Consider the following 21,549-nt stretch of genomic DNA (forward strand, 5'->3'; position numbering starts at 1 on the left):
CAATGAGCAAGGCTAACGACGAGAAGGACCCACGACCCGCCGCTTCCGGCCGCGGGTCTTCCGCTGTATCGGGAACCGGAACCGCAGGCGGGGGGCAGCGGCGGAGCCGGCGTGCCGCCGACGCGCCGGTCGACGCCGAGGTCCACACCTCCGAGCGGGTATCCCTGGTGCGGGCGAGGGACCGTGAGGCCCTGCGCACCTACCGTGCCTTGGCCGAACACTCAGTGCCCACGGTCACCGGCTCATATGACGCAATGCCCACCCGGCGCCAGCTGCGGCTGCAGCAGCAGGAAGCGCAGGCGGCCCGGGCGGAGGCTCCCACCACCGCTCCCGGCGGCACGATCCCGGGCGATTCCACCCCGGCTGCTTCCACCCCAGCTGCTTCCACCCCGGCTGCTTTGACCGCCGATGAGTCGGCCTCCGCTGCTTCGACTCCCGCCAATGCAGGAGCCGGCAGCTCGGCGCAGGGATCGGCCGGTGCAGCCCCCTCCGGCGCGGTGACGGCACCGGAGACGGCCGCGCAGCAGGGCGAAGGCCGCCCCCTGCACCCCGACGGGACCCCCATCGAGCGGCGGGTCGCCCAGGTGCCGCTCGAAGGCCGGCGCGACCGCCGCCGCCGCGTGAGCACCGAGGGGGCAGGCGCGGCCGGTGAGCCGCAGGCAACCGGCGCTGCCCCCGCCGCCGGCCAGGGAGCCGGTGGGGAGGACCTGAGCGTCGAGCAGGCCCTCGCGGCCCGCGAGGCCATCGCTGCGCAGGCCCGGGACCAGGTCGCTCTGATCGAGGCGGCGCAGGGCACCGATCCGTTCGCCGTCGACCCCGCCATCCTGGCGAAGCAGAAGGCCCTGGCCGAACGCGCCGCCGTCCTCAACAGCCGGGCGCAGAAGATCCAGAAGCTTTCCGAGGAAAATTCCCAGCGGCGTCCGCAGTCGAGCGACCCAACCACCGCGCACAACCTCTCGATCGTCGCGCCGCCCGAATACGTTCAGGTGCCCGGGGTAGGCGGCCCGGTCCTGAAGGCCCCGACCACCTCCCACGTTCCGGTCGTCCGCCGTCCCCTTCCGTCGAAGCCATCGGCACACCCTGCGGCTCCCGCCCAAGGTTCGGCCTCCGCCGGCAAGGGCCCCGAGCGGCGGTCGCAGGTGCTGGCGCAGGCCGAGGCCCTCGCCCGCAACCACGGCCGGGCCACCGACGACGGCGCCACTCCCGTGCGTGCCCAAAGCGCCCACGGGCTTGACCCCCTTGACGCGATGACCGCGGGCCTGGCCCGGGTTCGGCGGATGAGGTACCTGCAGTTTTCAATACTCGGGTTGGGCGTGCTTGCACTCCTGGCCGGAATTCTAATGATTGTCAGCGGCCTCGGCGGCTGACCACACACAAGGAGATCAGTGAGCGCTACCGAATCGTCCATCGGGATTGCCCGCACCGCGGCACACGCCGCAGTGGACAAGATTGCCCAGGACATTGTTGCCATCGATGTAAGCGAGCGCCTGGCGATCACCGATGTTTTCCTCATTGCCTCGGCGCCGAGCGAACGGCAGGTCAACGCCATCGTCGACGGCATCGAGGAGGAACTGTCAAAGCAGGGGCTGAAGCCTGTTCGGCGTGAAGGCCGGAGCGAGGGCCGCTGGGTGCTGCTCGACTACGCCGAGGTGGTCATCCACGTCCAGCACGAGGAGGACCGCGTCTTCTACGCCCTGGAGCGGCTGTGGAACGACTGCCCTTCCGTCGACCTGCAGCTTGAAGGCTCCCTGCAGAGCTCACCGCAGAACCCCGATGCGCCCAGCGCCGTCAGCACCGAAGCGGAGTGACGGGACACCGGCACGATGACCCTGCCGCCCGCAGGGTGATCTTCTGGCGGCACGGGAGAACGGCCTGGAACCACGGCGGGATGTTCCAGGGCCAGGAAGATATTCCGCTCGATGCGACCGGCCGGCGCCAGGCCTCCCGGGCCGCCGGGCTGCTCGCCCAGCGCCACCCGGTGCGCATTGTGTCCTCCGACCTCAGCCGGGCCGCCGACACCGCCCACGCCCTGGCCTCCATCACCGGCCTGAAGGTGCGGCTGGACAAGCGCTTCCGGGAGACGGCCGCCGGTGCGTGGCAGGGTCTCACCTTCGCTGAGATCGATGAGCGGTTCCCCGAGGACAATGCCGCCTGGCGCGGGGGCGACCCTTTGGTCCGGGCCGGCGGTGCGGAGAACCGGGAGGAAGTCGGCCGCCGGATGAGCGAGGCCACCCTCGAAGCGGTGGAGGACCTCGCCCCTGGGCAGACCCTCGTGGTGGTCAGCCACGGCGGAGCGATCCGCGCCGGACTGGCCGCCCTGATGGGCCTGCCCTCAACCACCTGGGGTGCGCTGGCCGGGGTATCCAACTGCCACTGGTCACTTCTGGACGAGCAGGTCCGCACCCCGGAGGCGCTCTTTTCCTGGCAGCTGCGGGAACACAATGTGGGTCTCGGGTCCTTCCCGGCGGAGCCGATCGAGGGCTAGCGGGGGCCGGTTCCGGCCGATTTTGCAGGAGCGGAAAACTTTACTAAACTAAACGAGTTGCTTCAGCCGGTTAGCCGGAGGGAAACAACGGATTGGGGCTGTGGCGCAGCTGGTAGCGCACCTGCATGGCATGCAGGGGGTCAGGGGTTCGAGTCCCCTCAGCTCCACCAATCCGCCGCCAGGTTCCGGGAATCACCCCCGAGACCTGGCGGCTTTTGTGTGCTCGGGAGACTGTGCGGCGCGGACCGGAACCTGCAACAGTTTTGGAACGATTCCGGCGCCCCTGCCCACGACGCGCCGCCGGGCCCCACAATGGACCGATCGATGCACTACCGATCGATGCACTATGGACAGATCAGCGGCCGTCCGGGAGGTCCACATGAACAAGAGGCGCACGTCCGTTTTATCCGTCAGCGGGGCCCTCGGCCTCGCCGTCGTGCTCGGAGCATGCGCTCCGGCCGCCTCGGGGCCGGCCCCCGGGCTCACCCAGTCGGCATCGAACAGCATCGCGGCGTCCTCGACGCCAACCCCGACGCCCGCCGGGACCACCGCGCCAGCCTCCACGCCGGGTGCCACGGCACCCACAGGCACCGCACCGCCGACCGACCCGCCCACGGCGCCCGGCTGGAACACCTACACGACCCTCGACGGCGAGCTCGCCTTCGACTATCCCGAGAACTGGACGATCGTCGCCGCGGAAGGGACAGCACCTGGCGGGGTCTCCATCGAGGTGGTCAGCGACACCGGAAAGTCGATCGCGACGCTGCGCACCAATCTGGTCACCGGCGCCGAGTGCGCCCAGAAGAGCCCCTACGGGGTGATCGAGTCGCGGCCGCTGCCCGCCCTGGCCCAGGCCGGCAGCACTCCCCGCTTCGTCTTTGAAATCCGCAGCGACCCAGCGCAGGCCGACCCGCAGAAGGGATTCAGCGGAGCCTATGGCATCACCTCGGCGCCGGAGCCGGTGGGCCCGACGGCGTGCCCGATTGCGCACTTCTTTACCTGGCCTCCCAGCGGCGCGGCATTCGGAGGCATCTACGACCCGTTCGACACGACGCCCGGCAACCCGCCGCACGCCGACACGCCGCAGGTGTACGCGGAGACGGAGGAGTTCGGGAAGATCCGCACCATGATCACGTCCCTGCGCCCGGCGGAGTAGGCCGCCGCCAGGCTCGGCGTCCCGCCGCGGGGCAGCCCGGCGTCGGCGGTGGTACTACCGGGCGGGCCCCGGCCGGCCCGGTCCGTCCCGGTTTTCGGACAGCCAGCGCCGCGACCAGATCACCACCACGTACACCACGAGGCAGTTGGTGATGACCCGCATCAGGGTCAGTTCGGTGCTGTAGGCGCCGAAGATCAGCACCGTGACGAGGACGACGAAGGCGCTCCTCCTCAGGAGGGAAAAATGCCGGGACGTCAGGCCGCTGGGCCAGGGGTGGAAGTCAACCTGCGGCGGTTTGTCCGCGTTTCCGAACACATCAGCTCCTCGGGTGGTTTCAGCTGATGCAGCAATGGTGCGCGCTCGGTCCACCGCGCACAAGGCCTATCCCGGAGCCCGCCGTATTTGGTCCTGTCCACCCATGCGGCCGCGTTGGTAGGGTACGGGCATGACTTCTCAACTTGTACGTCCGCGCAACGGCAAGGTGATCGCGGGGGTCTGTGCGGCCCTTGCCGCCCGCTTTGGCATCTCCAAGACCCTGGTACGGCTGCTGTTCGTGATTTTCGGCCTGGTCGGGGCCGGGGAGATCGCCTACATCATCCTGTGGATCGTGATCCCCAAGTCGTACTGACACGACGAGCTGGCTGGACGGGCAGGCCGACCCGGCATCGCCGGGCGGCCACTGACCGGTCGGAAGGTCAGGTCCGGCTTGACCGGACAAACTCCGGCCCGGTCAGGGACCCGACCACGCATACCGGATGTCCGGTGCCCGCTCCTCGTTACCGGTGCCGTCCGTGCGTTCGACGGCGACGAACCCGTGCCTCTCGTAGAACCGCTGGGCGCCGAGGTTTGACTCGAAGGTCCACAGCTGGAGTCCGGAGGGCTGCAGCGCCTTGGCGTGGCCGAGGAGTAGCGTGCCCACCCCGCGCCCCCAGGATTCGGGGGCGACGTAGAGCTGATCGATCCACCCGGGGCTGAGGCTGAGCAGGCCGGCGGCACGGCTGTCCCCATCCACCGCAAGCCAGGTCTGCCGTTCCGTGATCAGGACCCCGCGGACGAACTCCTCGTCCTCCGCCTCAGTATGGGCGGCCGAGGGCAGGTAGGCGGCGGCGGCCGTGCGGGAGCCCCGGAAGACGCGGATCGCTTCGGCAGCGTCCGCCGGTTCGGCGCGGCGTATCAACATTGCCTTTTCCTGTTCTCCGCGCGCCGAGGCGGCGCCGGTGCGGTCAACCGGTGGGGAAGGGGTCAGCCACCGGTCCTGCGTGGTGCCGCCGCGGCCCGGCCGGGAGCATCGAACGATTCGGCCTCGATGACCTCCTTGCGGACCTCCCCGCTGAGGGTTTCCTCGTGCGTGATGATTTCCTTGAGCACATGGATCCGCTCGACGGCGACGATCTCGGTCTGCACCACGGGGCGCTCCTGGTAGAGCACAATGGTGACCTCGTCCCCGCTGAACGCGGAGCCGACGGCGGCATACAGGTCGTCCCGGTCCGCGGCGGTATCCTCGTCGCGTTCCACGTAGGTGTACGACCCGCCGCCGGTGGAGGCCGCCCCGTTGGTGTGTCCGTTGCCGTTACCGTTGCGGTGGCCCGGCACATCGTCGAGGGGGACGCGCTCGATGGAGAGCTCTTCCCGCCGGACCGGCACCGTGATGGTGACCTCCTCCGTGACGATCCTCTTCACCAGGCGTACCCGCTCGGTCTCCCGGATCTCGGTGCCCGCGCGGAGCTGCTCCTCGGAGCGGATCATCACGTGGTCGCTCTCAAGCCGGGACGTGGCGTGCTCATCGGACCGGTCATCGGAGACCTCGTCGACGCCGGGGAGGAGCCCGTAGTGGCGCAGCAGGTGCTTCTCCTCCGCCTGGCTCAGGTGTCCGTCCTGGGACATGCCCGGGGCTGCGAGCACCGATTCTCGGGGGTAGGCGACCTGGACGTCGCCGCCCGACGTGGTGGCACCATCAAGCGGTACGAAGGACTCGGCGGCGGAGGCCCCCGTGTCCACGGTGACCCAGGTGGGCCGGCCCGTCGCATCGTCGACATACAGGCGCCCCAGCGGGCCGAGGATCTGCCCGTCCGCGCTCAGGACATTGCCGCCGGCGCTGATGAGCTCCTTCATCTGTTCCTGAGTGATCATGGGGTCTCTTTCCGCAGTGGAGATGGTCCGGGATGCCTAATGCATTTCTGTCCCGAGGCTCCCAACAATATACCAAGCATGCTTAGTACACAGCGGGCTACGCCGCGCCGATGGCAGCGTACTAAGCAAGCGGCCTCCGCCCTACCCCGGCCGCCGCCGCAGGCATAGTGTTCAGCCATGAACGCGGAGGCCGGGCCTGCAGCGAAGCGGTGGTCCAACCGTTTGACCGCCGCGGCCCGGGCGCGCTCCGCCGGAAAGGCCCGGGCCGATTCGGTTCCCGAAGTGCGCCTGATCGACTTCCGCAGACCGTGGGTGCTGTCGCTGCTGGGAGGGTTCTTCGGTGTCGACCGGTTCTACCTTCGGCGCCCGGTGTCGGGGGTCATCAAGCTGCTCACCCTGGGCGGCGCTGGCTTCTGGTGGGCGGCCGATGTTCTGGCGCTCGCCCTGGGATCCGCGGTCGACGGCGGCGGCCACCCCCTGGCGGGGCGCCGCAGCCACCGTGCCGCGGCGCTCGTTGCTTCACTGGTGGTGATCCTTACCGCCTTCACCCTCGCCTCGGGTCCGGCGCTGACCCTGCTGCGCGCCGGTGGCGGGTCGGCCATGACAGCCCTCAGTTCCGTCCTTCCGACCAAGGAACCTCCGCCCCGGTGGACCGCGGTGGCAGTGCTCGCCGGCGGGCCCGGACGGCCGGCGCCCGAACCATTCACCCTCACCGGAGGCGCTGCGCGGATTCAATACACCCTCGACGGGCCGGGATTCATCTACCTGCTGGCGGAGGGGACGGGCGGGGTGCCCGAGGGGGAGGAACCGCTGATCTCGAAGCTTGAGGCGGGCTCGGGCACCTACACCCGGCGGGTGGATCCGGGGGAGTGGACGCTGATGGTCCTTCCGGCCGGGACCCGTTGGTCTGCCACCATCGACAGCCTCACCGGAGGCAGCATCGAATAGCCCCCGCCTCAGCCCTGCCGAAGGCGCTCCGCCGCCTCCCGGTACGCCTCGGCCGCCATCTCTTGGCGGGATGCCTCGGCCTGGTGAAGCACGCCGTACGCGAAGGTGTTTTCGCCGGAGCGGTGTGCCGCGCGGGCGGTTCTGGTGACAAATTCCTGGAACATGACGCTGTCGCGGTGGACGCCGAGGGCGTCCTGGATGTCCTCGGCGGTCGCCAGGACGGCAGCGAGCTTGCTGCCGAAGTCGAAGCCGGTGGCCGTGGAGACCGATCGAATGGCGTACCGAAGCCGCTTGGACCGCTTCCTCACCTCGTGAAGGAGATGGATCCGCGCCGCGGCGTCCTCCTCCCCGGCGGCAGCGTCAACGAGTTCGAGCACCTTGCGCTGCTGGCGCTTGGCGGCCCGCCGGATGGCCTTCCGTGCGCTGTGCCCCTCCCGTTCGGCCGCCAGCGGCGGCCGGGCGGAAAATTCGTCGAGCACGGCAAGGAGCCGGAAATAGTCAGGGGAGCTCAATTCCCCAAGCAGTTCCCCGTAGGCCCGCCGGTACTGGGCCGAGGCCGTCCTCTGAAGCCGGCGGGCAACGTGGGCGGGAATCGATCCATCCGGAAGGGCCTTCACGCTTCCAGGCACCCAGCCACGGATCACGTCGGCATCGCGGGCGACGGAAAGGGTATGTCCGAGCCGTTGCAGCCGGCCCTCAAGGTCCCGGACGGCGGCGTCATCGAGCAGCTTTTCGTACGTCTTGAGCACGCTCCGCAGGGTGCGGGAGCGCACCCGCAACTGGTGGACGGCGTCCTCTTCGTCCACCCGTACGCGGAGGTCCCAGGTCTTGAGCTCGGCCGCGAGTGTCGAAAACACCGGGGCGAGGACCGCGCCGATCGGCGTGCCGGTGTCCGTTGGGGCCTCCGGGACGGTGCTGCGGCCCGCCGCGGGCGGTGCGAGCCACTCCGCGGGCCCGCCGGGGGAGGCACCCGCCGCGACCAGCAGGGCCTCGACGGTGTCAAGCAGCTCCCCGGCCTTATTGCCGTTGCCGTCGACGTCGCCATCGCCGTGGCCGCCGTCCCCAGGTCCGCCGTCCGCCGCCGGGTCAGGGAGTGCCTCTACCGTCCATTCCCGCCAGCCGGCGTCGTCGAGGGGTTCGACGGCGTCGTCCCTGACCCGCAGCGAGATGCCGTCGGATTCCGGGAGGGTGACCTCCCGACGCCGGAGGACCAGGTCGGCCACCGGCCGCAGGTCCCGGTCGCGGACATGGACCCGGACCCGCTCGAGGACCTCCGGCGGGACGCCGCCGGCCTCCGGGGACGCAACCGAGAAGTCCAGCTGGCTCAGCGCCGCGGGAAAGGTCAGGTCCCAGCGGGCCGCCGGCCCCTCACCGGTGACGGCCACGGTGATCCCCGCGTGCGCCAGCTCATGGTCGTCGAGATCCCAGTGGACGCGCCGAAGAACTGTGGTTCCGCCCTGCGGGGGTGTCCCCGCGCCGCCTGGCAGTTCCGGCAGGACGGCGGCGACGTCGGCAAGATACCGGCGCGCTGCGGGCGCTTCTTTCCCCTGGGTCATGAGCCATTATGGTGCCGCCCGGCGCCGGAGGGCCACGGGCTTCCCGCCGTGCCGGTGCTCTTGCGCCGACGGTGCACAGGAGGGCACGAAGGGAGGGTTTCCGGAGCGTACTCGTGACACACTGAACCCATGACGACTCCTGCTGAACAGCCAACAGACCGTCCAGCCGACAAGGCCGAAATCATCGAGAGCACCCCGGCCACGGAGGTGCCGGCGGCTAAGGTACCGGGCGTGGAGGTGAAGGAACGCACCCACCTGGGCATGAGAATCGACGACGCCTGGCTGGGCTTCCAGCGCCGGCTCGCCATCCGCCGAGGGCACGTGCAGACTGTCATCCCGTACACCGGTTACGGGACGACCAAGTGGGTTCGGGTGCTGGCCCGGGTGGTGCTGACCGATCCCCGCGACAGCGGTCCGGTGGAGGACAGCGGCCCCCTCAAGCCCTTAAAGGAGGGCATCCGCGGGTGGCGGAACTTCACCAGCGCTCCCGTGCGCGACGCCGTCGTGCAGGTGCAGATCAATGGAAGCACGCACACCGTCAAGGCCGACCACGGCGGGGTGATCGATGCCCGCATCGATGTGGAACTAACACCCGGCTGGCACACGGTCCGGCTGCGGTCGGGCGATTCGCGGCTCGCCGACGCGCCGATGCGGGTGGTCGACGACTCAGTGGACTTCGGGGTGGTCTCCGACATCGACGACACCGTCATGGTCACAGCCCTTCCGCGGCCCTTCCTGGCCGCCTGGAACACGTTCGTGGTGGACGAACACGCCCGGACGCCGACCCCCGGCATGGCTGTGCTGTACGAGCGGATCACCCGCAGCATGCCGTCGGCGCCGGTGCTGTACCTCTCGACGGGGGCGTGGAACGTGGCACCTGCCCTGACCCGGTTCCTCTCACGCAACCTCTACCCGGCCGGCCCGAAACTGCTCACCGACTGGGGCCCCACCCGCGACCGCTGGTTCCGCAGCGGCCAGGACCACAAGCGCACCTCCCTCGAGCGCCTGGCTGGGGAGTTCCCGTCGGTGAAGTGGCTCCTGGTGGGCGACGACGGCCAGCACGATGAGGCGATCTACGCCGAGTTCGCGCAGCGGCATCCAGACCGGGTGCGTGCCATCGCCATCCGGCAGCTCTCGGCCAGCGAGGCGGTGCTCGCCGGCGGGCGGTCGAAGACCAATGCCGCCGAGCTGACCCCGGACATCGAGTGGGTGTACGCCCCGGATGGCGCCGGGATGTCCAAGCAGTTGGAGAAGCTTGGCATCATTGCCCCGGATCCCGACCCGGACCCCGTCCCCGAGCCCTTTCCTCACCGCGAGGACAGCTAGCGGGCGGGAACCGAGTCGAGGCGGATCGTCAAAAGGATCCGCCGGAGCCCCATGCCGAAGGTCGCCGCGGCGTCGATCCGTTCGTTGACGGCGCTGGCGTGTACCTGGCGGATGAGGGACTCGACCGCGTCTTCCGCGGTGGCCTGGGCTGACGCTTCGGGATCCCAGGCGTCAATGGCCTCCGAGGTCAGCCGGCTGGCCTCGGCGAGGGGTACGCCCAGGGCGGCGGGCAGCGGCGCCGCGGTCTCCGAACGCCAGATGGCGCCGGAGAGCACCTCTGTGATGTCCTCGACGTAGAAGGTGATCCGTTCAAGGGACCGCAGGGCGTGGTAGTCGGCCTCAAGGTCCCGGCCGTTGCGGTAGCGGCGGAGGTTTCCCCGGCGGCTCGTATCGGCCAGCTGCACCGCGGCGCGTGCGTCCCGGCCCAGCCGGCGGAGCCGGTCCTGCCGGGAGGCCCACTCCTCGTGCTCGGGCGGCCAGCGTTCCTCAAGGGCTGCCCCCATGTCGCTGAGCTGGAGCGCCAGGGCGGAGCGAAATTCCTCGAGGCTCTGGATAACGCCGTTGAGGTGCAGCGGGGGGAAGACCAACGCGTTCACCGCAAGCCCGACGGCGACGCCGACGAGCATCTGGATCGAGTACCCCAGTGAATAGGTGTTGGCGTGGTCGCCGCCCAGCAGCAGCACGAAGAGCGCCGCCATCGGTATCCAGTCCCGTCCGGCGCCCAGGCGCGGAAGCCCGGCCAGCAGCACACCGAGCCCGACGACCAGTCCGACCGTCAGGCTGGTGGGGTTGCCAAGCAGGATCACCGGGAAGGCCAGCAGGATTCCGGCCCCGAGCCCGATGAGGGTCTGGAGGCCCGTCCGCGCCGAGCCGGCCACCGTGGGGTACATGCACACGAGCGCCCCGAGCGGCGCGTAGTACGGGTAGCTGGAGGCCACTCCGGGGACCAGCAGGGCCACCCACCAGGCGATGCCGGCGGCGATGGCCGCCTTCAGGGCGAGCAGGACGCGCCCATGACGCAGGTACGCGCCGAGGCGTCGTGGCAGGGGCCGGGGGACGGTGGGAAGTGGTGAAGCCATCCCTCCAGTATTGCAATGCGGAGTGGGCCCGGTTCGACCGGCGGCCCGGTCGGGGGCCCGGCCGGGGAGCCGTGGCGGTGCCCTTCAGGCCTCTGCGGCGCCTTGTCCGGCCGACGCTGCGACCCTCGCCGCAATGTCGCGCAGCTGGATGTTCCGGGCCGGTGGACAGCGAGGTTGGCGAGGTCGTAGAGGAAGTCCTTCACATCGGTGCTGTCCAGGACCAGGTCCCTCAGCGCCGGGGAACGTCCCGGAGCATCGGTGTTCACTGCCCGCTCGGCGTGCCTTCGACGTCCCTGTCCTGGATTCTGTGCCCCGTGGTCAGCCGCGCATCCGCCGGACGAGGATTCCGCCTGCTGTCGCCAGGGCGGCGGTGCCGAGCAGCGAGCGCTGCACCGACCGGCGCCTGCCGCTCCACCCGCCGGTCACCGCGGTGTTGCGCCGGTCCGCGGAGGGTTCGTAGAGGTTGCCGCTGGTGGCCTCGGCCGACTGTTTCCTCGACAGGTGGGTTTTCTCCACCTGGTGGGCCATTGCGGTCTCCACCTTCGCGGGGGCGAACCGGTGCTGGCGCACCATCGAGCGGCCGATCCTGCCGACGACCACTTCGCCGCGCGGCGAGTCGACAAGCTTGTAGATGGCGACGGCCACCTTCTGCGGGCTGTACACCGGCGGCATCGCCTGGGCCCGGCGGCCGGTGTAGTTGGCCGCCTGGTTGAAGAAGGGGGTGTCGATGGTGGCAGGAAGCACCGTGCAGACGTGGATTCTGCGGGCCTTGGCGAGCAGCAGTTCCGAGCGCAGGCTCACTCCGAGGGCGCGGACTGCGGCCTTGGACATCGAATAGGCGGAGGTGTACGGCTGGGGGACGACGCCCACGATCGAGGCCACATTGATGAGCACGCCCGAGCCCTGGCTGCGCATGTGCTGCAGCGCCACCCGGGCGCCGTGCACGTAGCCCATGATATTGACGTCGATCACCCGGTTGAAGTCCTTCAGCGGGACCTCAAGGAAGGGCGCGAAGAAGGAGACAGCGGCGTTGTTGACCCACACGTCGATGCGGTCGTAGGCCTCCACGGCCCGCGCGGCCAGTTCCTGGACGGCCTCGGGGTCGCTGGTGTCGGTGGGCACCGAGAAGGCCCGGGAACCGTAGGCCTCGCACTCCTCGATCAGCCCCTCGAGGGCTTCCTCCCGTCGGGCGGCCAGGACGAGGTCCGCGCCCCTGCGGGCGAAGTGGAGGGCTGTCGCGCGTCCGATCCCGCTCGATGCACCGGTGATCACGACGACTGGCTGCTTCTTGCTCACTGGGTTCTCCCTACCTTGGGCATGAATTGCGGCATGAACTGCGGTATGGACCCCGGCACGGCCGGTGGAGCGGGTGGACGGCTGGGGGCCGCCCACCCGCTCCGAGGCTACCGAGGCACGGAGGGCCCGACAACGCTTTTAGAGGTCCGCAGGAGGGGGTGCGGATCGTCAGGAAATGTGTTTCGGTTCGATGCTCCGCTGGCGAAGGATGTCGGCCAGCTGGTCCATGAAGAGCCGCACCCGGACGTTCTGGCGGTCCCCGGTCTGCAGGGCGAAGATGCTCCGGGCGAGCCGGATCTCCGGGACGTCCAGGGCGACGATGCCGGGCGGCCGGTTCAGCATCGCCAGATCTGGAACCAGTGCGGCGCCGAGCCCCGCGGCGGCCATTTCGAGGCTGGCGTTGAAGTCGTCGCAGTATGCCACCACCCGCGGATGGAGGTTGCAGCCGGCGAACAGGCGCTCGATCACCGTGGCGTCGGCCGTGCCGGGATGGTGGAGGATCCACGGCATGTCGGCCAGCTGGTCGGCACTGACCGTGGATCCGGCCCGGATGCCCCAGGCCTCGGGCAGGACCACCCGGAAATCGTCGTCGCCGATCCACTGCCGGCTGACGCTTGAGGGCCAGGCCAGGCCCGCCTGGCCCACCTGGTACACGAGGGCGAGGTCGAGTTCCCCGCCGGTGCGCAGGCCCTGGATGGTCTGTGCGGGTTCGGCGACGTACACCTTCAGGTGGATCCCGAGGGACTTCCACTGCTGGGTGCTGAGCAGCCGGGGCAGCGCATAGGTCGCCAGTGAGGGGAACAGGCCCAGGCGGAGCTCCTGGGACGTCTCGGCCTGGGCGCGGGCCGTGGAGGCGAGCAGCGCGTCGATGTCCGTGAGCACCTTTGCCGCATGCCGGGACATGACGACGGCGGCCTCCGTGGGCACGGCGCTGCGGGCGCTGCGTTCGAAGAGGGTGGCACCGGTGTCCTTCTCCAGCGCCGACATCTGCTGGGACACCGCAGAGGCGGTGTAGCCGAGGGTGGTGGCGGCTCCTGCGAAGGACCCGTGGCGGATCACCTCGAGCAGCGTCCTCAGATGGACGGGATTGACCATGGGCGGTCCTTTCCGGCGAACGATGGCGCGATGCTCCGGTGCGTGGGGCGGCGGAGCGATCCACAGGTGGGGGGACTCCGAACTTTAGCCGAGCCGGTGCCCGCTAAGTCGAGCCCGCGGTGCTCCGCACGGAATGTGTCGTGCCCTGCGCGGCCGGGACGGGAGCCGGGTGCGGGTTGGCGCTTCTACCTCTGCTACTCCGGGGCAGGTTTCCAGGCCGGGTAACTCGACGTGCAGCAGTTCCTCATCGACCGCCGGCCGTAGGGCCCGCGGCGGCCCAGGGGTGTGCCCTCGGACACCCCGCGGAAGGTCACCGCGACACGCCGAGAAAAGGACGACACAGGCAATTTTTTGCTGTGTGCAAGTACTCCACAGGGTGTGCACCCAGGGGTGCAGATCGGCGTAAATCCGCGGGTCCGAGAGGGCCCCGCCTGTGGATTTCATGTGGACTCAGGAGCGGGTGAATGACATACTTGTAATACATCATGTTGGGGTCTGTATCGGTGGCCCGCACTAGATGTAGTATCTAGATATCGAATCAACCGCTGGCCGGGCAGAGACCGCAGGGCCGGAAATTCCCCGGAATTTCCCCCTTATCGGGACGCTCCACCACCACCCACGGACACGGCAATACAGCAGCATCAAGAAGGGGACAGGGACATGACCGTAACGGTTTACACCAAGCCAGCATGCGTACAGTGCAACGCCACCTACCGGGCTCTGGACAAGAAGGGAATCACCTACCAGAGCGTCGATATTTCACAGGATCCGGCCGCACTGGAGCGCCTCCGCTCGATGGGCTACATGCAGGCACCGGTCGTCATCACTGACAAGGACCACTGGTCCGGTTTCCGCCCCGACAAGATCAACGAGCTGGCCGAGCTGTCCGTCACCTCCGTCGCCTGATTTTCCTGCCTTCGCAGGACCGGGCCGGCCTATCCCGCCGCTCATGACAACCACCGTGGATACCGAGACACCCCGCCTGGAGCAGACGGCTTCTGGCGGGGTTACCGATGCGCCGCTGATCTACTTCTCGTCGGTCTCGGACAACACGCACCGGTTCGTCACCAAGTTGGGCATGCATTCGGCCCGGCTCCCGCTGCTCACGAAGGATCCCACCCTCAAGGCGCTCCAGCCCTACGTGCTGGTCCTGCCCACCTACGGGGGAGAGTCCGGCAGGGGAGCGGTGCCGCGGCAGGTCATCAAGTTTTTGAACAATGAAGGAAACCGCTCGCTCCTCCGGGGAGTCATTGGAGCGGGCAATACGAATTTCGGGGAAACCTACTGTCTGGCGGCCGACATCGTCGCCGCCAAGTGCGGGGTCCCCGTCCTATATCGGTTTGAACTTATGGGGACGTCCGATGACGTAGACCGGGTACATCAAGGATTGGAAGAGTTTTGGACATGAGTGTTGCTGAGACGGACACCGCTGGGGCCACAAAGCACAGCGTCGATGCCCGCTACAAGGATCTGGGCTACCACGAGCTCAACGCGATGCTTAACCTCTACGGGCCGGACGGAGAGATCCAGTTCGAGGCCGACAAGGAAGCCGCACACCAGTACTTCCTGCAGCACGTCAACAACAACACTGTCTTCTTCCACGACCTCGAGGAGAAGCTCGACTACCTGGTGAAGAACGAGTACTACGAGCGGGAAACCCTCGACCAGTACACGATGAACTTCATCCGGGACCTCTACAAGCGCGCCTACAGCAAGAAATTCCGCTTCGAGACCTTCCTCGGCGCCTTCAAGTTCTACACCTCGTACACGCTCAAGACGTTCGACGGCAAACGCTTCCTGGAGCGTTATGAGGACCGTGTCTGCATGGTGGCCCTGCACCTGGCCGCCGGCGACGAGACGCTCGCCACCCAGCTCGTCGACGAGATTATCGAGGGCCGATTCCAGCCGGCCACCCCGACCTTCCTCAATGCCGGCAAGGCCCAGCGCGGCGAGCTCGTCTCCTGCTTCCTGCTGCGCATCGAGGACAACATGGAGTCCATCGGGCGCTCCATCAACTCCGCCCTGCAGCTGTCCAAGCGCGGCGGCGGCGTCGCCTTCGCCCTGACGAACATCCGCGAGGTCGGCGCGCCGATCAAGCAGATCGAGAACCAGTCCTCCGGCGTCATCCCCGTGATGAAGCTCCTCGAAGACAGCTTCTCCTACGCCAACCAGCTCGGAGCCCGCCAGGGAGCCGGCGCGGTGTACCTGCACGCCCACCACCCGGACATCAACCGGTTCCTCGACACCAAGCGCGAGAACGCCGACGAGAAGATCCGCATCAAGACCCTGTCCCTCGGCGTCGTCGTCCCCGACATCACCTTCGAGCTGGCCAAGCGCGACGAGGACATGTACCTGTTCTCCCCGTACGACGTCGAGAAGGTCTACGGCATGCCGTTCTCCGACGTGAACGTCACCGAGAAGTACTACGAGATGGTCGACGACGCGCGGATCAAGAAGACCAAGATCAAGGCGCGCGAGTTCTTCCAGACCCTCGCGGAGATCCAGTTCGAGTCCGGCTACCCGTACATTATGTTCGAGGACACGGTGAACCGGGCGAACCCGATCGAGGGCAAGATCATCATGAGCAACCTGTGCTCGGAGATCCTGCAGGTTTCGGAGCCCACCACGTACCACGACGACCTGTCCTACGCCGATACCGGTAAGGACATCTCGTGCAACCTGGGTTCGCTGAACATCGCGAAGACGATGGACTCGCCGGACTTCGGGCGGACCATTGAGACTGCGATCCGCGCCCTCTCGGCCGTCTCCGTGATGTCGAACATCACCTCGGTTCCCTCGATCGCCAAGGGCAACGAGCAGTCGCACGCCATCGGCCTGGGCCAGATGAACCTTCACGGCTACCTGGCCCGCGAGCGGGTCCACTACGGTTCCGAAGAGGGCCTGGACTTCACGAACATCTACTTCTACACCGTGGTCTACCACGCCATCCGCGCCTCGAACCTGCTGGCGATCGAGACCGGCCGGACCTTCGGCGGCTTCGAAAAGTCCAAGTACGCCTCGGGTGAGTTCTTCGACAAGTACACCGACCAGACGTGGGTTCCGCAGACCCCGCGCGTGGCGGAGCTGTTCAAGGACGTGCACATTCCCACGCAGGAGGACTGGCGTGCGCTGAAGGCCTCGGTCATGGAGCACGGCATCTTCAACCAGAACCTGCAGGCCGTGCCGCCGACCGGTTCGATCAGCTACATCAACAACTCGACCTCCTCGATCCACCCGGTGGCCTCGAAGATCGAGATCCGCAAGGAAGGCAAGCTGGGCCGCGTGTACTACCCGGCTCCGTACCTGACGAACGACAACCTCGAGTACTACGAGGACGCGTACGAAATCGGCTACGAGAAGATCATCGACACGTACGCTGCGGCGACGCAGCACGTGGACCAGGGCCTGTCCCTGACCCTGTTCTTCAAGGACACCGCCACCACCCGCGACATCAACAAGGCGCAGATCTACGCCTGGCGCAAGGGCATCAAGACCATCTACTACATCCGTCTCCGCCAGCTCGCGCTGGAAGGGACAGAGGTGGACGGCTGCGTCAGCTGCATGCTCTAGTCACCTAGATTGGGTGGGTCGTTCCCGAGGGGATGACCCACCCACCGGACCTCCCACAACGAAGGCATTGAGAAAGCCGACTGCAGGTATTGCATCGAAGACTCAGCCGAACCAAGTTTTACCTCAGAAAGCGAGTCGGAGTCATGACCGAAAAACTGAAGCTTCTCAGCCATGTTGAGGCGATCAACTGGAACCGCATCCGGGACGAAAAGGACGTGGAGGTCTGGAACCGCCTCGTCAACAACTTCTGGCTGCCGGAGAAGGTGCCCCTGTCCAACGACGTCCAGTCGTGGGCCACGCTGACCCCGGACGAGCAGCAGCTCACCATGCGCGTGTTCACCGGGCTCACCCTGCTCGACACGGTGCAGGCCACCGTAGGTGCCGTCAGCCTGATCCCGGACGCCATCACGCAGCAGGAAGAGGCGGTGTACACCAACATCGCGTTCATGGAGTCGGTGCACGCCAAGAGCTACTCCTCGATCTTCTCCACGCTGGCCTCCACCAAGGAGATCGACGAGGCCTTCCGCTGGTCCACCGAGAATGTGAACCTTCAGAAGAAGGCGCAGATCGTCATGGACTACTACCAGGGCGATGATCCGCTGAAGCGCAAGGTCGCCTCCACGCTGCTTGAGAGCTTCCTGTTCTACTCCGGGTTCTACCTGCCCATGTACTGGTCCTCACGGGCGAAACTGACGAACACGGCCGACCTGATCCGCCTGATCATCCGCGACGAGGCCGTGCACGGCTACTACATCGGGTACAAGTTCCAGAAGGGCCTTGAGGGCCAGTCGGAGGAGCGCAAGCAGGAGATCAAGGACTACACCTACGAGCTGCTGTTCGAGCTGTACGAGAACGAGGTCCAGTACACGCACGACCTCTACGACTCCGTCGGTCTGGCCGAGGACGTCAAGAAGTTCCTTCACTACAACGCCAACAAGGCGCTGATGAACCTGGGCTACGAGGCGATGTTCCCCTCCACCGTCACCGATGTGAACCCGGCGATCCTGTCGGCGCTCTCACCGAACGCGGACGAGAACCACGACTTCTTCTCTGGTTCTGGCTCGTCGTACGTGATCGGTAAGGCAGTCAACACCGAGGACGACGACTGGGACTTCTAGTCTGATCGGATATGCAGGCCCCATTGAAAGAATGACGGTCTAGCTGGAAGATGCGGCGCACCTGGTTGGAAGTCATCCAACTAGGTGCGCTTTTTCGTTCGACGAGGTGCATCGATTTCGGGCGGTCTCCGTGAACAGGCAGTCGTGCTGCACGCAGATACGTTGAGTCGATGGCGGCCGGGAGCCGGGGCCCGCTGCGGCGTTTGCACCGACCTGCGCGCTCCGGTCCCTAGCGAAGGGGCGTGCCGGACGAGTCGACCCGGAAACTCCCGATGACTTCATCGGTTTCGGTGTCGATGATGACCACCGACTTTTGGGGCCATGCAGGGTTCACTACCACTGAGTACTCGACGTCATCCGGATCGACAGCCGCGGCCCGCCCGTTCTCGTCCCGGGTGGAAGCGTCCACGACCTCGCCGGTGTCGGTGCGGACCGCCACGGTTTCCTTGGGCAGGCCGGACGTATCGCCCGAGACAGGGGTGCTGTTCCACCACCCTTCATAGCCCCCAACGGTGGGCTCCGGCGAGAAGGCGGAGCCTCCGGCGGCGCCTACAGCCGGTCCAGCTCCAACCCCGCAGGCGCTCATCAAAAGAGCCCCGGCTAGCAGAAACCCTGCGGTCACCGCCCCGTCAGCCTTCATCGTTCATCCCCCATGCGTCGAATTCCACAACCCAACCCCAGGAAGCTTCCACGCCCGCTGAGTAGGAGCCCGTGGGACGCGATGGTGAAGGACCGAACTCGAATCTTATCCTCGAGGAGTAGCGGATGTGGAATCGTTCGGGATTCTGCCTGTACGCCGTCCCTCAGCCGCGCTTCCCCGGTCGGGTCCGATGCTGGCTCCCGTCAGCGCCTGGCTACTGCAAAGGCGTCATAAGAAACTCCGAGTACCCGTGCGACGGGTTCTCCCAGAATGTCAATTCTCGTGGTCCTTTGGTCCGCACAGTGAAAGCACCTCCCCGAATAGTGCGGTCTGGGGCAGGATACGAAGTGTGGTCAAGAAAACGCCCGATGAGGCAAGCTCCCAGGTCCTGTCCAAGAAGGACTACAAAAAGGAACTGCTGCGGTTGCAGGAAGAACTGGTCGCCCTGCAGGAGTGGGTGCGCAAAACCGGGACGCGGCTGGTTGTTATCTTCGAAGGACGCGACACAGCCGGTAAGGGCGGAACGATCCAACGCATCAGCGGTGCGCTCAACCCGCGCTCCTGCCGCGTTGTTGCACTCCCGGCGCCGACGGAGCGCGAGCGGTCGCAGTGGTACTTTCAGCGCTACATCGCCCATCTGCCGGCGGCCGGCGAAATGGTGCTCTTCGACCGGTCCTGGTACAACCGGGCCGGGGTGGAGCGGGTGATGGGTTTCTGCACTGACGAGCAGTATGCCCAATTCGCCGACACTGTGCCCCGGCTCGAGGAGGCACTGATTGCCGACGGTATCGTCCTGGTGAAGTACTGGTTGAGTCTTTCCGACTCCGAGCAGCGCCGTCGATTCCAAAGCCGCATCGATAACCCGGCCAAGCGATGGAAGCTGAGCCCCATGGACCTCGAAGCGCAGGCCCGCTGGGTTGACTACGCAGAGGCCAAGGACAAGATGTTTGAGTTCAGTGACACCGAGCGCAGCCCGTGGTGGGTGGTGGACGCCGACAATAAGAAGGAGGCCCGGCTCAACCTGATGGCCCATCTGCTGTCGCTGTTGCCTTACGAGCAGCCGGAGTTGCCGGACATCGAGTTGCCCGACCGCCAGGACCGGAACTACGAGCGGCCGCCGTTGGACCGCCAGCGGTTCGTGCCCCAGCGCTACGAGATCGAAAAGTCGGAGAAAGCGCCGAAGGGCAAGGAGAAGGATTCCGCCGAGCGTAAGTCCGGTTGATTGGATCAATAAGTCCCGCTGAGTGGATCACCCTGAGCGGATGTGCCGACACTACGCGCGGTGGTCTGGTTTTACATCGCGTTAGGGCGACGGGACTTCACTCAGAGGAATGGCCGCAGAGGCCGGAGGACTGTTTCGGCGAACCAGGCGGCGGGGTGGCGCCGTTCCCACATCTGGGAGGACAATTCCAGGCAGTTCGCGCTGTCGGTCGCGAAAATTTCTTCCATGTCCGCGGCAAAGTCCGGATCGTGGACGATGAGGTTGCTCTCGTAGTTGAAACTGAGGCTGAGCCGGTCAATGTTGGCGGTGCCGACGATTGACCACTGACCGTCGATGGTCGCGGTCTTGGCGTGGATCATGGCGTGGCGGTAGAGAAGCAGCGTGATCCCTTCGGCCAGCAGCGCGGAGTAGAACCCGCGCGAGAGCCAGTCGGCCAGCACATGGTTCGAGTTTTCCGGCACGATCACCCTCACATCCACACCGCGCTGGGCTGCCTCGATCAGCGCGGTGAGGATTTGCTGGTCGGGGATGAAGTAGGCGGTGGTGAGATAGATGTGGTCCCTGGCGCGGTGGATGGCATCAAGATAGACACTGCGGATCGGGTAGACCAGATTGGCCGGGACGTTGTTGACGGCGTGCAGCTGCGAATTCCACGCCGCAAGATGCGAATGCGGCAGCTTCGGCTGCGGCCCCCAGGGATGGTTCCACAGGGCCGTGAAGGAATGCCCCAGTTCAAAGGCGGCAGGCCCGGTGAGACGAACGTGGGTGTCGCGCCACTGTGTGGCGTAGAGCGAGCCAATGTTGTAGCCGCCGATGAACCCGGTTTCGTCATCGACCACCAGCAGCTTGCGGTGAGTCAATCCGGTTGCACGCAACGGGGTAAGGAGCAGACGCGGGCGCACGACGGGAAAGCGGAAGACGTGCACGGCGGGGTGGAAACGGTAGAACGAGGAGGGCACGACCAGATTGCCGAAGCCGTCGTAGATCAGGTACACCTCGACGCCGCGTTTTGCAGCAGCGTTGAGCGCGTCCCGGAACTGCCGGCCCACGCCGTCGTTCTTCCACAGATAGGTCTCCATCAGGATGCGGCGCTGCGCGCCATCGATGGCGGCGAGCATGTCGCGGTAGAGATCCTCCCCGTAGGTGTGGATTCGGGTGCCCGTGTCGCCCACCGTGTGCTCGAATATGCCGGGCCGCGGGAATCTGGAGCGCCGGACCCGGGATCGGCGCTTGAGCGCGTCCGCGGCGATCAGGATGGCGATCACGGTCGCCTGAACCGCGATGAAGCCTCCGAGGGCGCGCAAAGCCACGGTGCGGAGACCACGCGGGTGCAAGAAGGAAGGAGGAGCCACCGGTTCAGCCTATCCGCGCCCGTCGACGGACTACCAGCGCTTCTGCCTGCCGGATAGGACTTCAGAACGGATGATTCGTTGCCCGGAACCTCCCGCCTCTGGTCGCGGATCACGAGTTTTCAGCGACCGCCGACCCAGCATTCCAGCGCCCCACAGGACGAAAACATCAAGAGACTGATGAATCATTTCCGTGGCACCCGTTCCTCCGCTCTGTCAGCGGCGAAGGAAAGTTCGAGAAACTGCAAGGGTATGTGGGAGCAGGCCCCACTTTCCGCCGGAAAAAGCCCCGACGGCGAACTCAGCAATCGGTGTTGTCATTCTTCGTGGGGCAGCAGACCCAGGAAAGCGACGATGACAACGGCGACGCGGGCCTGTGGGGCCTCCTGGGCCTTCTGGGCCTTCTCGGCCTGCTGAAGAGGAACAAGAAAGAGCACGTTGACCATGTCCGTACCGTGGGCAGCACCACGACCAGTGACACCCGCACCGCCGGAACCACAAGCACGACAGGCACGACGGGCACCACCGGCGTCAACGATCCGACCCGCCCCGGTTACTAGGCCGCATAATTCGGAGGAT

The 21,549-nt window shown here is 66.8% G+C and carries 22 protein-coding genes and 1 tRNA gene; 14 read left to right on the plus strand and 9 right to left on the minus strand.

The genetic code is table 11. The features are described from left to right. The first annotated feature begins 2 nt into the window (after nucleotides 1-2). The 5 genes from GVV86_RS10475 to GVV86_RS10495 all read left to right on the plus strand — a co-directional run bounded on the left by GVV86_RS10475 (nucleotide 3) and on the right by GVV86_RS10495 (nucleotide 3,641). Nucleotides 3-1,367, plus strand: a complete 1,365-nt coding sequence (locus GVV86_RS10475) for a hypothetical protein (RefSeq protein ID WP_159802765.1) — start codon at nucleotides 3-5, stop codon at nucleotides 1,365-1,367. Nucleotides 1,368-1,385: 18 nt separating this feature from the next. Further along, complete coding sequence (rsfS, locus tag GVV86_RS10480) at nucleotides 1,386-1,808, plus strand: ribosome silencing factor (RefSeq protein WP_120168924.1); 423 nt, start codon at nucleotides 1,386-1,388, stop codon at nucleotides 1,806-1,808. Continuing rightward, nucleotides 1,805-2,485 (plus strand): histidine phosphatase family protein, encoded by a 681-nt coding sequence (locus GVV86_RS10485; protein ID WP_246669953.1) that lies wholly within the window; start codon nucleotides 1,805-1,807, stop codon nucleotides 2,483-2,485. Before rsfS ends, GVV86_RS10485 begins: the two co-directional genes overlap by 4 nt. 94 nt (nucleotides 2,486-2,579) lie before the next feature. Continuing rightward, nucleotides 2,580-2,655 (plus strand) — tRNA-Ala (locus GVV86_RS10490). A 209-nt stretch (nucleotides 2,656-2,864) separates the two neighbouring features. Next, nucleotides 2,865-3,641 (plus strand): hypothetical protein, encoded by a 777-nt coding sequence (locus GVV86_RS10495; protein WP_159802766.1) that lies wholly within the window; start codon nucleotides 2,865-2,867, stop codon nucleotides 3,639-3,641. A gap of 54 nt (nucleotides 3,642-3,695) precedes the next feature. Here the strand turns inward: GVV86_RS10495 and GVV86_RS10500 are convergent, their stop codons facing one another. Then, a complete protein-coding gene (locus GVV86_RS10500) occupies nucleotides 3,696-3,956 on the minus strand; it encodes a hypothetical protein (RefSeq protein ID WP_159802767.1) in 261 nt (86 codons plus the stop codon). 130 nt (nucleotides 3,957-4,086) lie between these two features. On the opposite strand from GVV86_RS10500, the gene GVV86_RS10505 reads away from it, so the two are divergent. Continuing rightward, nucleotides 4,087-4,269, plus strand: coding sequence for a PspC domain-containing protein (locus GVV86_RS10505; protein ID WP_159619830.1), 183 nt, complete (start codon nucleotides 4,087-4,089; stop codon nucleotides 4,267-4,269). A gap of 102 nt (nucleotides 4,270-4,371) precedes the next feature. On the opposite strand, the gene GVV86_RS10510 is transcribed toward GVV86_RS10505, so the two are convergent. Together GVV86_RS10510 and GVV86_RS10515 are read right to left on the minus strand one after the other, a co-directional pair. Next, nucleotides 4,372-4,821 (minus strand): GNAT family N-acetyltransferase, encoded by a 450-nt coding sequence (locus GVV86_RS10510; RefSeq protein WP_159619829.1) that lies wholly within the window; start codon nucleotides 4,819-4,821, stop codon nucleotides 4,372-4,374. A 62-nt stretch (nucleotides 4,822-4,883) separates the two neighbouring features. Further along, entirely contained in the window at nucleotides 4,884-5,771 is an 888-nt protein-coding gene (locus GVV86_RS10515; RefSeq protein ID WP_159619828.1) for a YsnF/AvaK domain-containing protein, read from the minus strand. Nucleotides 5,772-5,948: 177 nt separating this feature from the next. Between GVV86_RS10515 and GVV86_RS10520 the strand changes: the two genes are divergently transcribed. Next, the gene (locus GVV86_RS10520; protein WP_159802768.1) at nucleotides 5,949-6,719 is read left to right on the plus strand and encodes a TM2 domain-containing protein; all 771 of its coding nucleotides are present in this window, start codon (nucleotides 5,949-5,951) and stop codon (nucleotides 6,717-6,719) included. Nucleotides 6,720-6,727: 8 nt separating this feature from the next. Here GVV86_RS10520 and GVV86_RS10525 read toward each other — a convergent pair whose 3' ends face one another. Next, nucleotides 6,728-8,275 (minus strand): CYTH and CHAD domain-containing protein, encoded by a 1,548-nt coding sequence (locus GVV86_RS10525; RefSeq protein WP_159802769.1) that lies wholly within the window; start codon nucleotides 8,273-8,275, stop codon nucleotides 6,728-6,730. 129 nt (nucleotides 8,276-8,404) lie between these two features. On the opposite strand from GVV86_RS10525, the gene GVV86_RS10530 reads away from it, so the two are divergent. Further along, nucleotides 8,405-9,601: an App1 family protein phosphatidate phosphatase gene (locus tag GVV86_RS10530; protein WP_201291432.1), complete on the plus strand. Its 1,197-nt coding sequence runs from the start codon at nucleotides 8,405-8,407 to the stop codon at nucleotides 9,599-9,601. On the opposite strand, the gene GVV86_RS10535 is transcribed toward GVV86_RS10530, so the two are convergent. The 3 genes from GVV86_RS10535 to GVV86_RS10545 all read right to left on the minus strand — a co-directional run bounded on the left by GVV86_RS10535 (nucleotide 9,598) and on the right by GVV86_RS10545 (nucleotide 13,071). After that, on the minus strand, nucleotides 9,598-10,680 hold the full coding sequence (locus tag GVV86_RS10535; RefSeq protein WP_246669954.1) for an FUSC family protein: 1,083 nt from the start codon (nucleotides 10,678-10,680) through the stop codon (nucleotides 9,598-9,600). The two genes, GVV86_RS10530 and GVV86_RS10535, sit on opposite strands and share 4 nt — an antisense overlap. Nucleotides 10,681-10,998: 318 nt before the next feature. Then, nucleotides 10,999-11,976: an SDR family oxidoreductase gene (locus GVV86_RS10540; protein ID WP_159802770.1), complete on the minus strand. Its 978-nt coding sequence runs from the start codon at nucleotides 11,974-11,976 to the stop codon at nucleotides 10,999-11,001. Between the two features lie 168 nt (nucleotides 11,977-12,144). Next, a complete protein-coding gene (locus tag GVV86_RS10545; RefSeq protein WP_159619824.1) occupies nucleotides 12,145-13,071 on the minus strand; it encodes a LysR family transcriptional regulator in 927 nt (308 codons plus the stop codon). Between the two features lie 660 nt (nucleotides 13,072-13,731). On the opposite strand from GVV86_RS10545, the gene nrdH reads away from it, so the two are divergent. The 4 genes from nrdH (at nucleotide 13,732) to nrdF (ending at nucleotide 17,759) form a co-directional block, all read left to right on the plus strand. After that, the gene (nrdH, locus tag GVV86_RS10550) at nucleotides 13,732-13,977 is read left to right on the plus strand and encodes a glutaredoxin-like protein NrdH (protein ID WP_120168950.1); all 246 of its coding nucleotides are present in this window, start codon (nucleotides 13,732-13,734) and stop codon (nucleotides 13,975-13,977) included. Between the two features lie 43 nt (nucleotides 13,978-14,020). Continuing rightward, entirely contained in the window at nucleotides 14,021-14,479 is a 459-nt protein-coding gene (gene nrdI / locus GVV86_RS10555) for a class Ib ribonucleoside-diphosphate reductase assembly flavoprotein NrdI (protein ID WP_159619822.1), read from the plus strand. After that, on the plus strand, nucleotides 14,476-16,641 hold the full coding sequence (gene nrdE / locus GVV86_RS10560) for a class 1b ribonucleoside-diphosphate reductase subunit alpha (protein WP_120168954.1): 2,166 nt from the start codon (nucleotides 14,476-14,478) through the stop codon (nucleotides 16,639-16,641). Before nrdI ends, nrdE begins: the two co-directional genes overlap by 4 nt. Before the next feature lie 143 nt (nucleotides 16,642-16,784). Then, the gene (nrdF, locus tag GVV86_RS10565; RefSeq protein ID WP_120168956.1) at nucleotides 16,785-17,759 is read left to right on the plus strand and encodes a class 1b ribonucleoside-diphosphate reductase subunit beta; all 975 of its coding nucleotides are present in this window, start codon (nucleotides 16,785-16,787) and stop codon (nucleotides 17,757-17,759) included. Nucleotides 17,760-17,988: 229 nt separating this feature from the next. Here the strand turns inward: nrdF and GVV86_RS10570 are convergent, their stop codons facing one another. Then, nucleotides 17,989-18,399: a hypothetical protein gene (locus GVV86_RS10570; protein ID WP_159802771.1), complete on the minus strand. Its 411-nt coding sequence runs from the start codon at nucleotides 18,397-18,399 to the stop codon at nucleotides 17,989-17,991. A 349-nt stretch (nucleotides 18,400-18,748) separates the two neighbouring features. Here GVV86_RS10570 and ppk2 point away from each other — a divergent pair, with 349 nt between their 5' ends. Beyond that, nucleotides 18,749-19,621: a polyphosphate kinase 2 gene (gene ppk2 / locus GVV86_RS10575; RefSeq protein WP_246669955.1), complete on the plus strand. Its 873-nt coding sequence runs from the start codon at nucleotides 18,749-18,751 to the stop codon at nucleotides 19,619-19,621. A 101-nt stretch (nucleotides 19,622-19,722) separates the two neighbouring features. Here the strand turns inward: ppk2 and GVV86_RS10580 are convergent, their stop codons facing one another. Next, nucleotides 19,723-20,973, minus strand: a complete 1,251-nt coding sequence (locus tag GVV86_RS10580; protein ID WP_246669956.1) for a phospholipase D-like domain-containing protein — start codon at nucleotides 20,971-20,973, stop codon at nucleotides 19,723-19,725. A 323-nt stretch (nucleotides 20,974-21,296) separates the two neighbouring features. On the opposite strand from GVV86_RS10580, the gene GVV86_RS10585 reads away from it, so the two are divergent. Further along, nucleotides 21,297-21,530 carry a hypothetical protein gene (locus tag GVV86_RS10585; RefSeq protein ID WP_159802772.1) on the plus strand — a complete coding sequence of 78 codons (234 nt, stop codon included), beginning with the start codon at nucleotides 21,297-21,299 and terminating at the stop codon, nucleotides 21,528-21,530. Nucleotides 21,531-21,549: the final 19 nt, after the last annotated feature.

The sequence above is a fragment of the Arthrobacter zhaoguopingii genome (genome assembly GCF_009828595.1).
Lineage (GTDB): Bacteria > Actinomycetota > Actinomycetes > Actinomycetales > Micrococcaceae > Arthrobacter_D > Arthrobacter_D zhaoguopingii.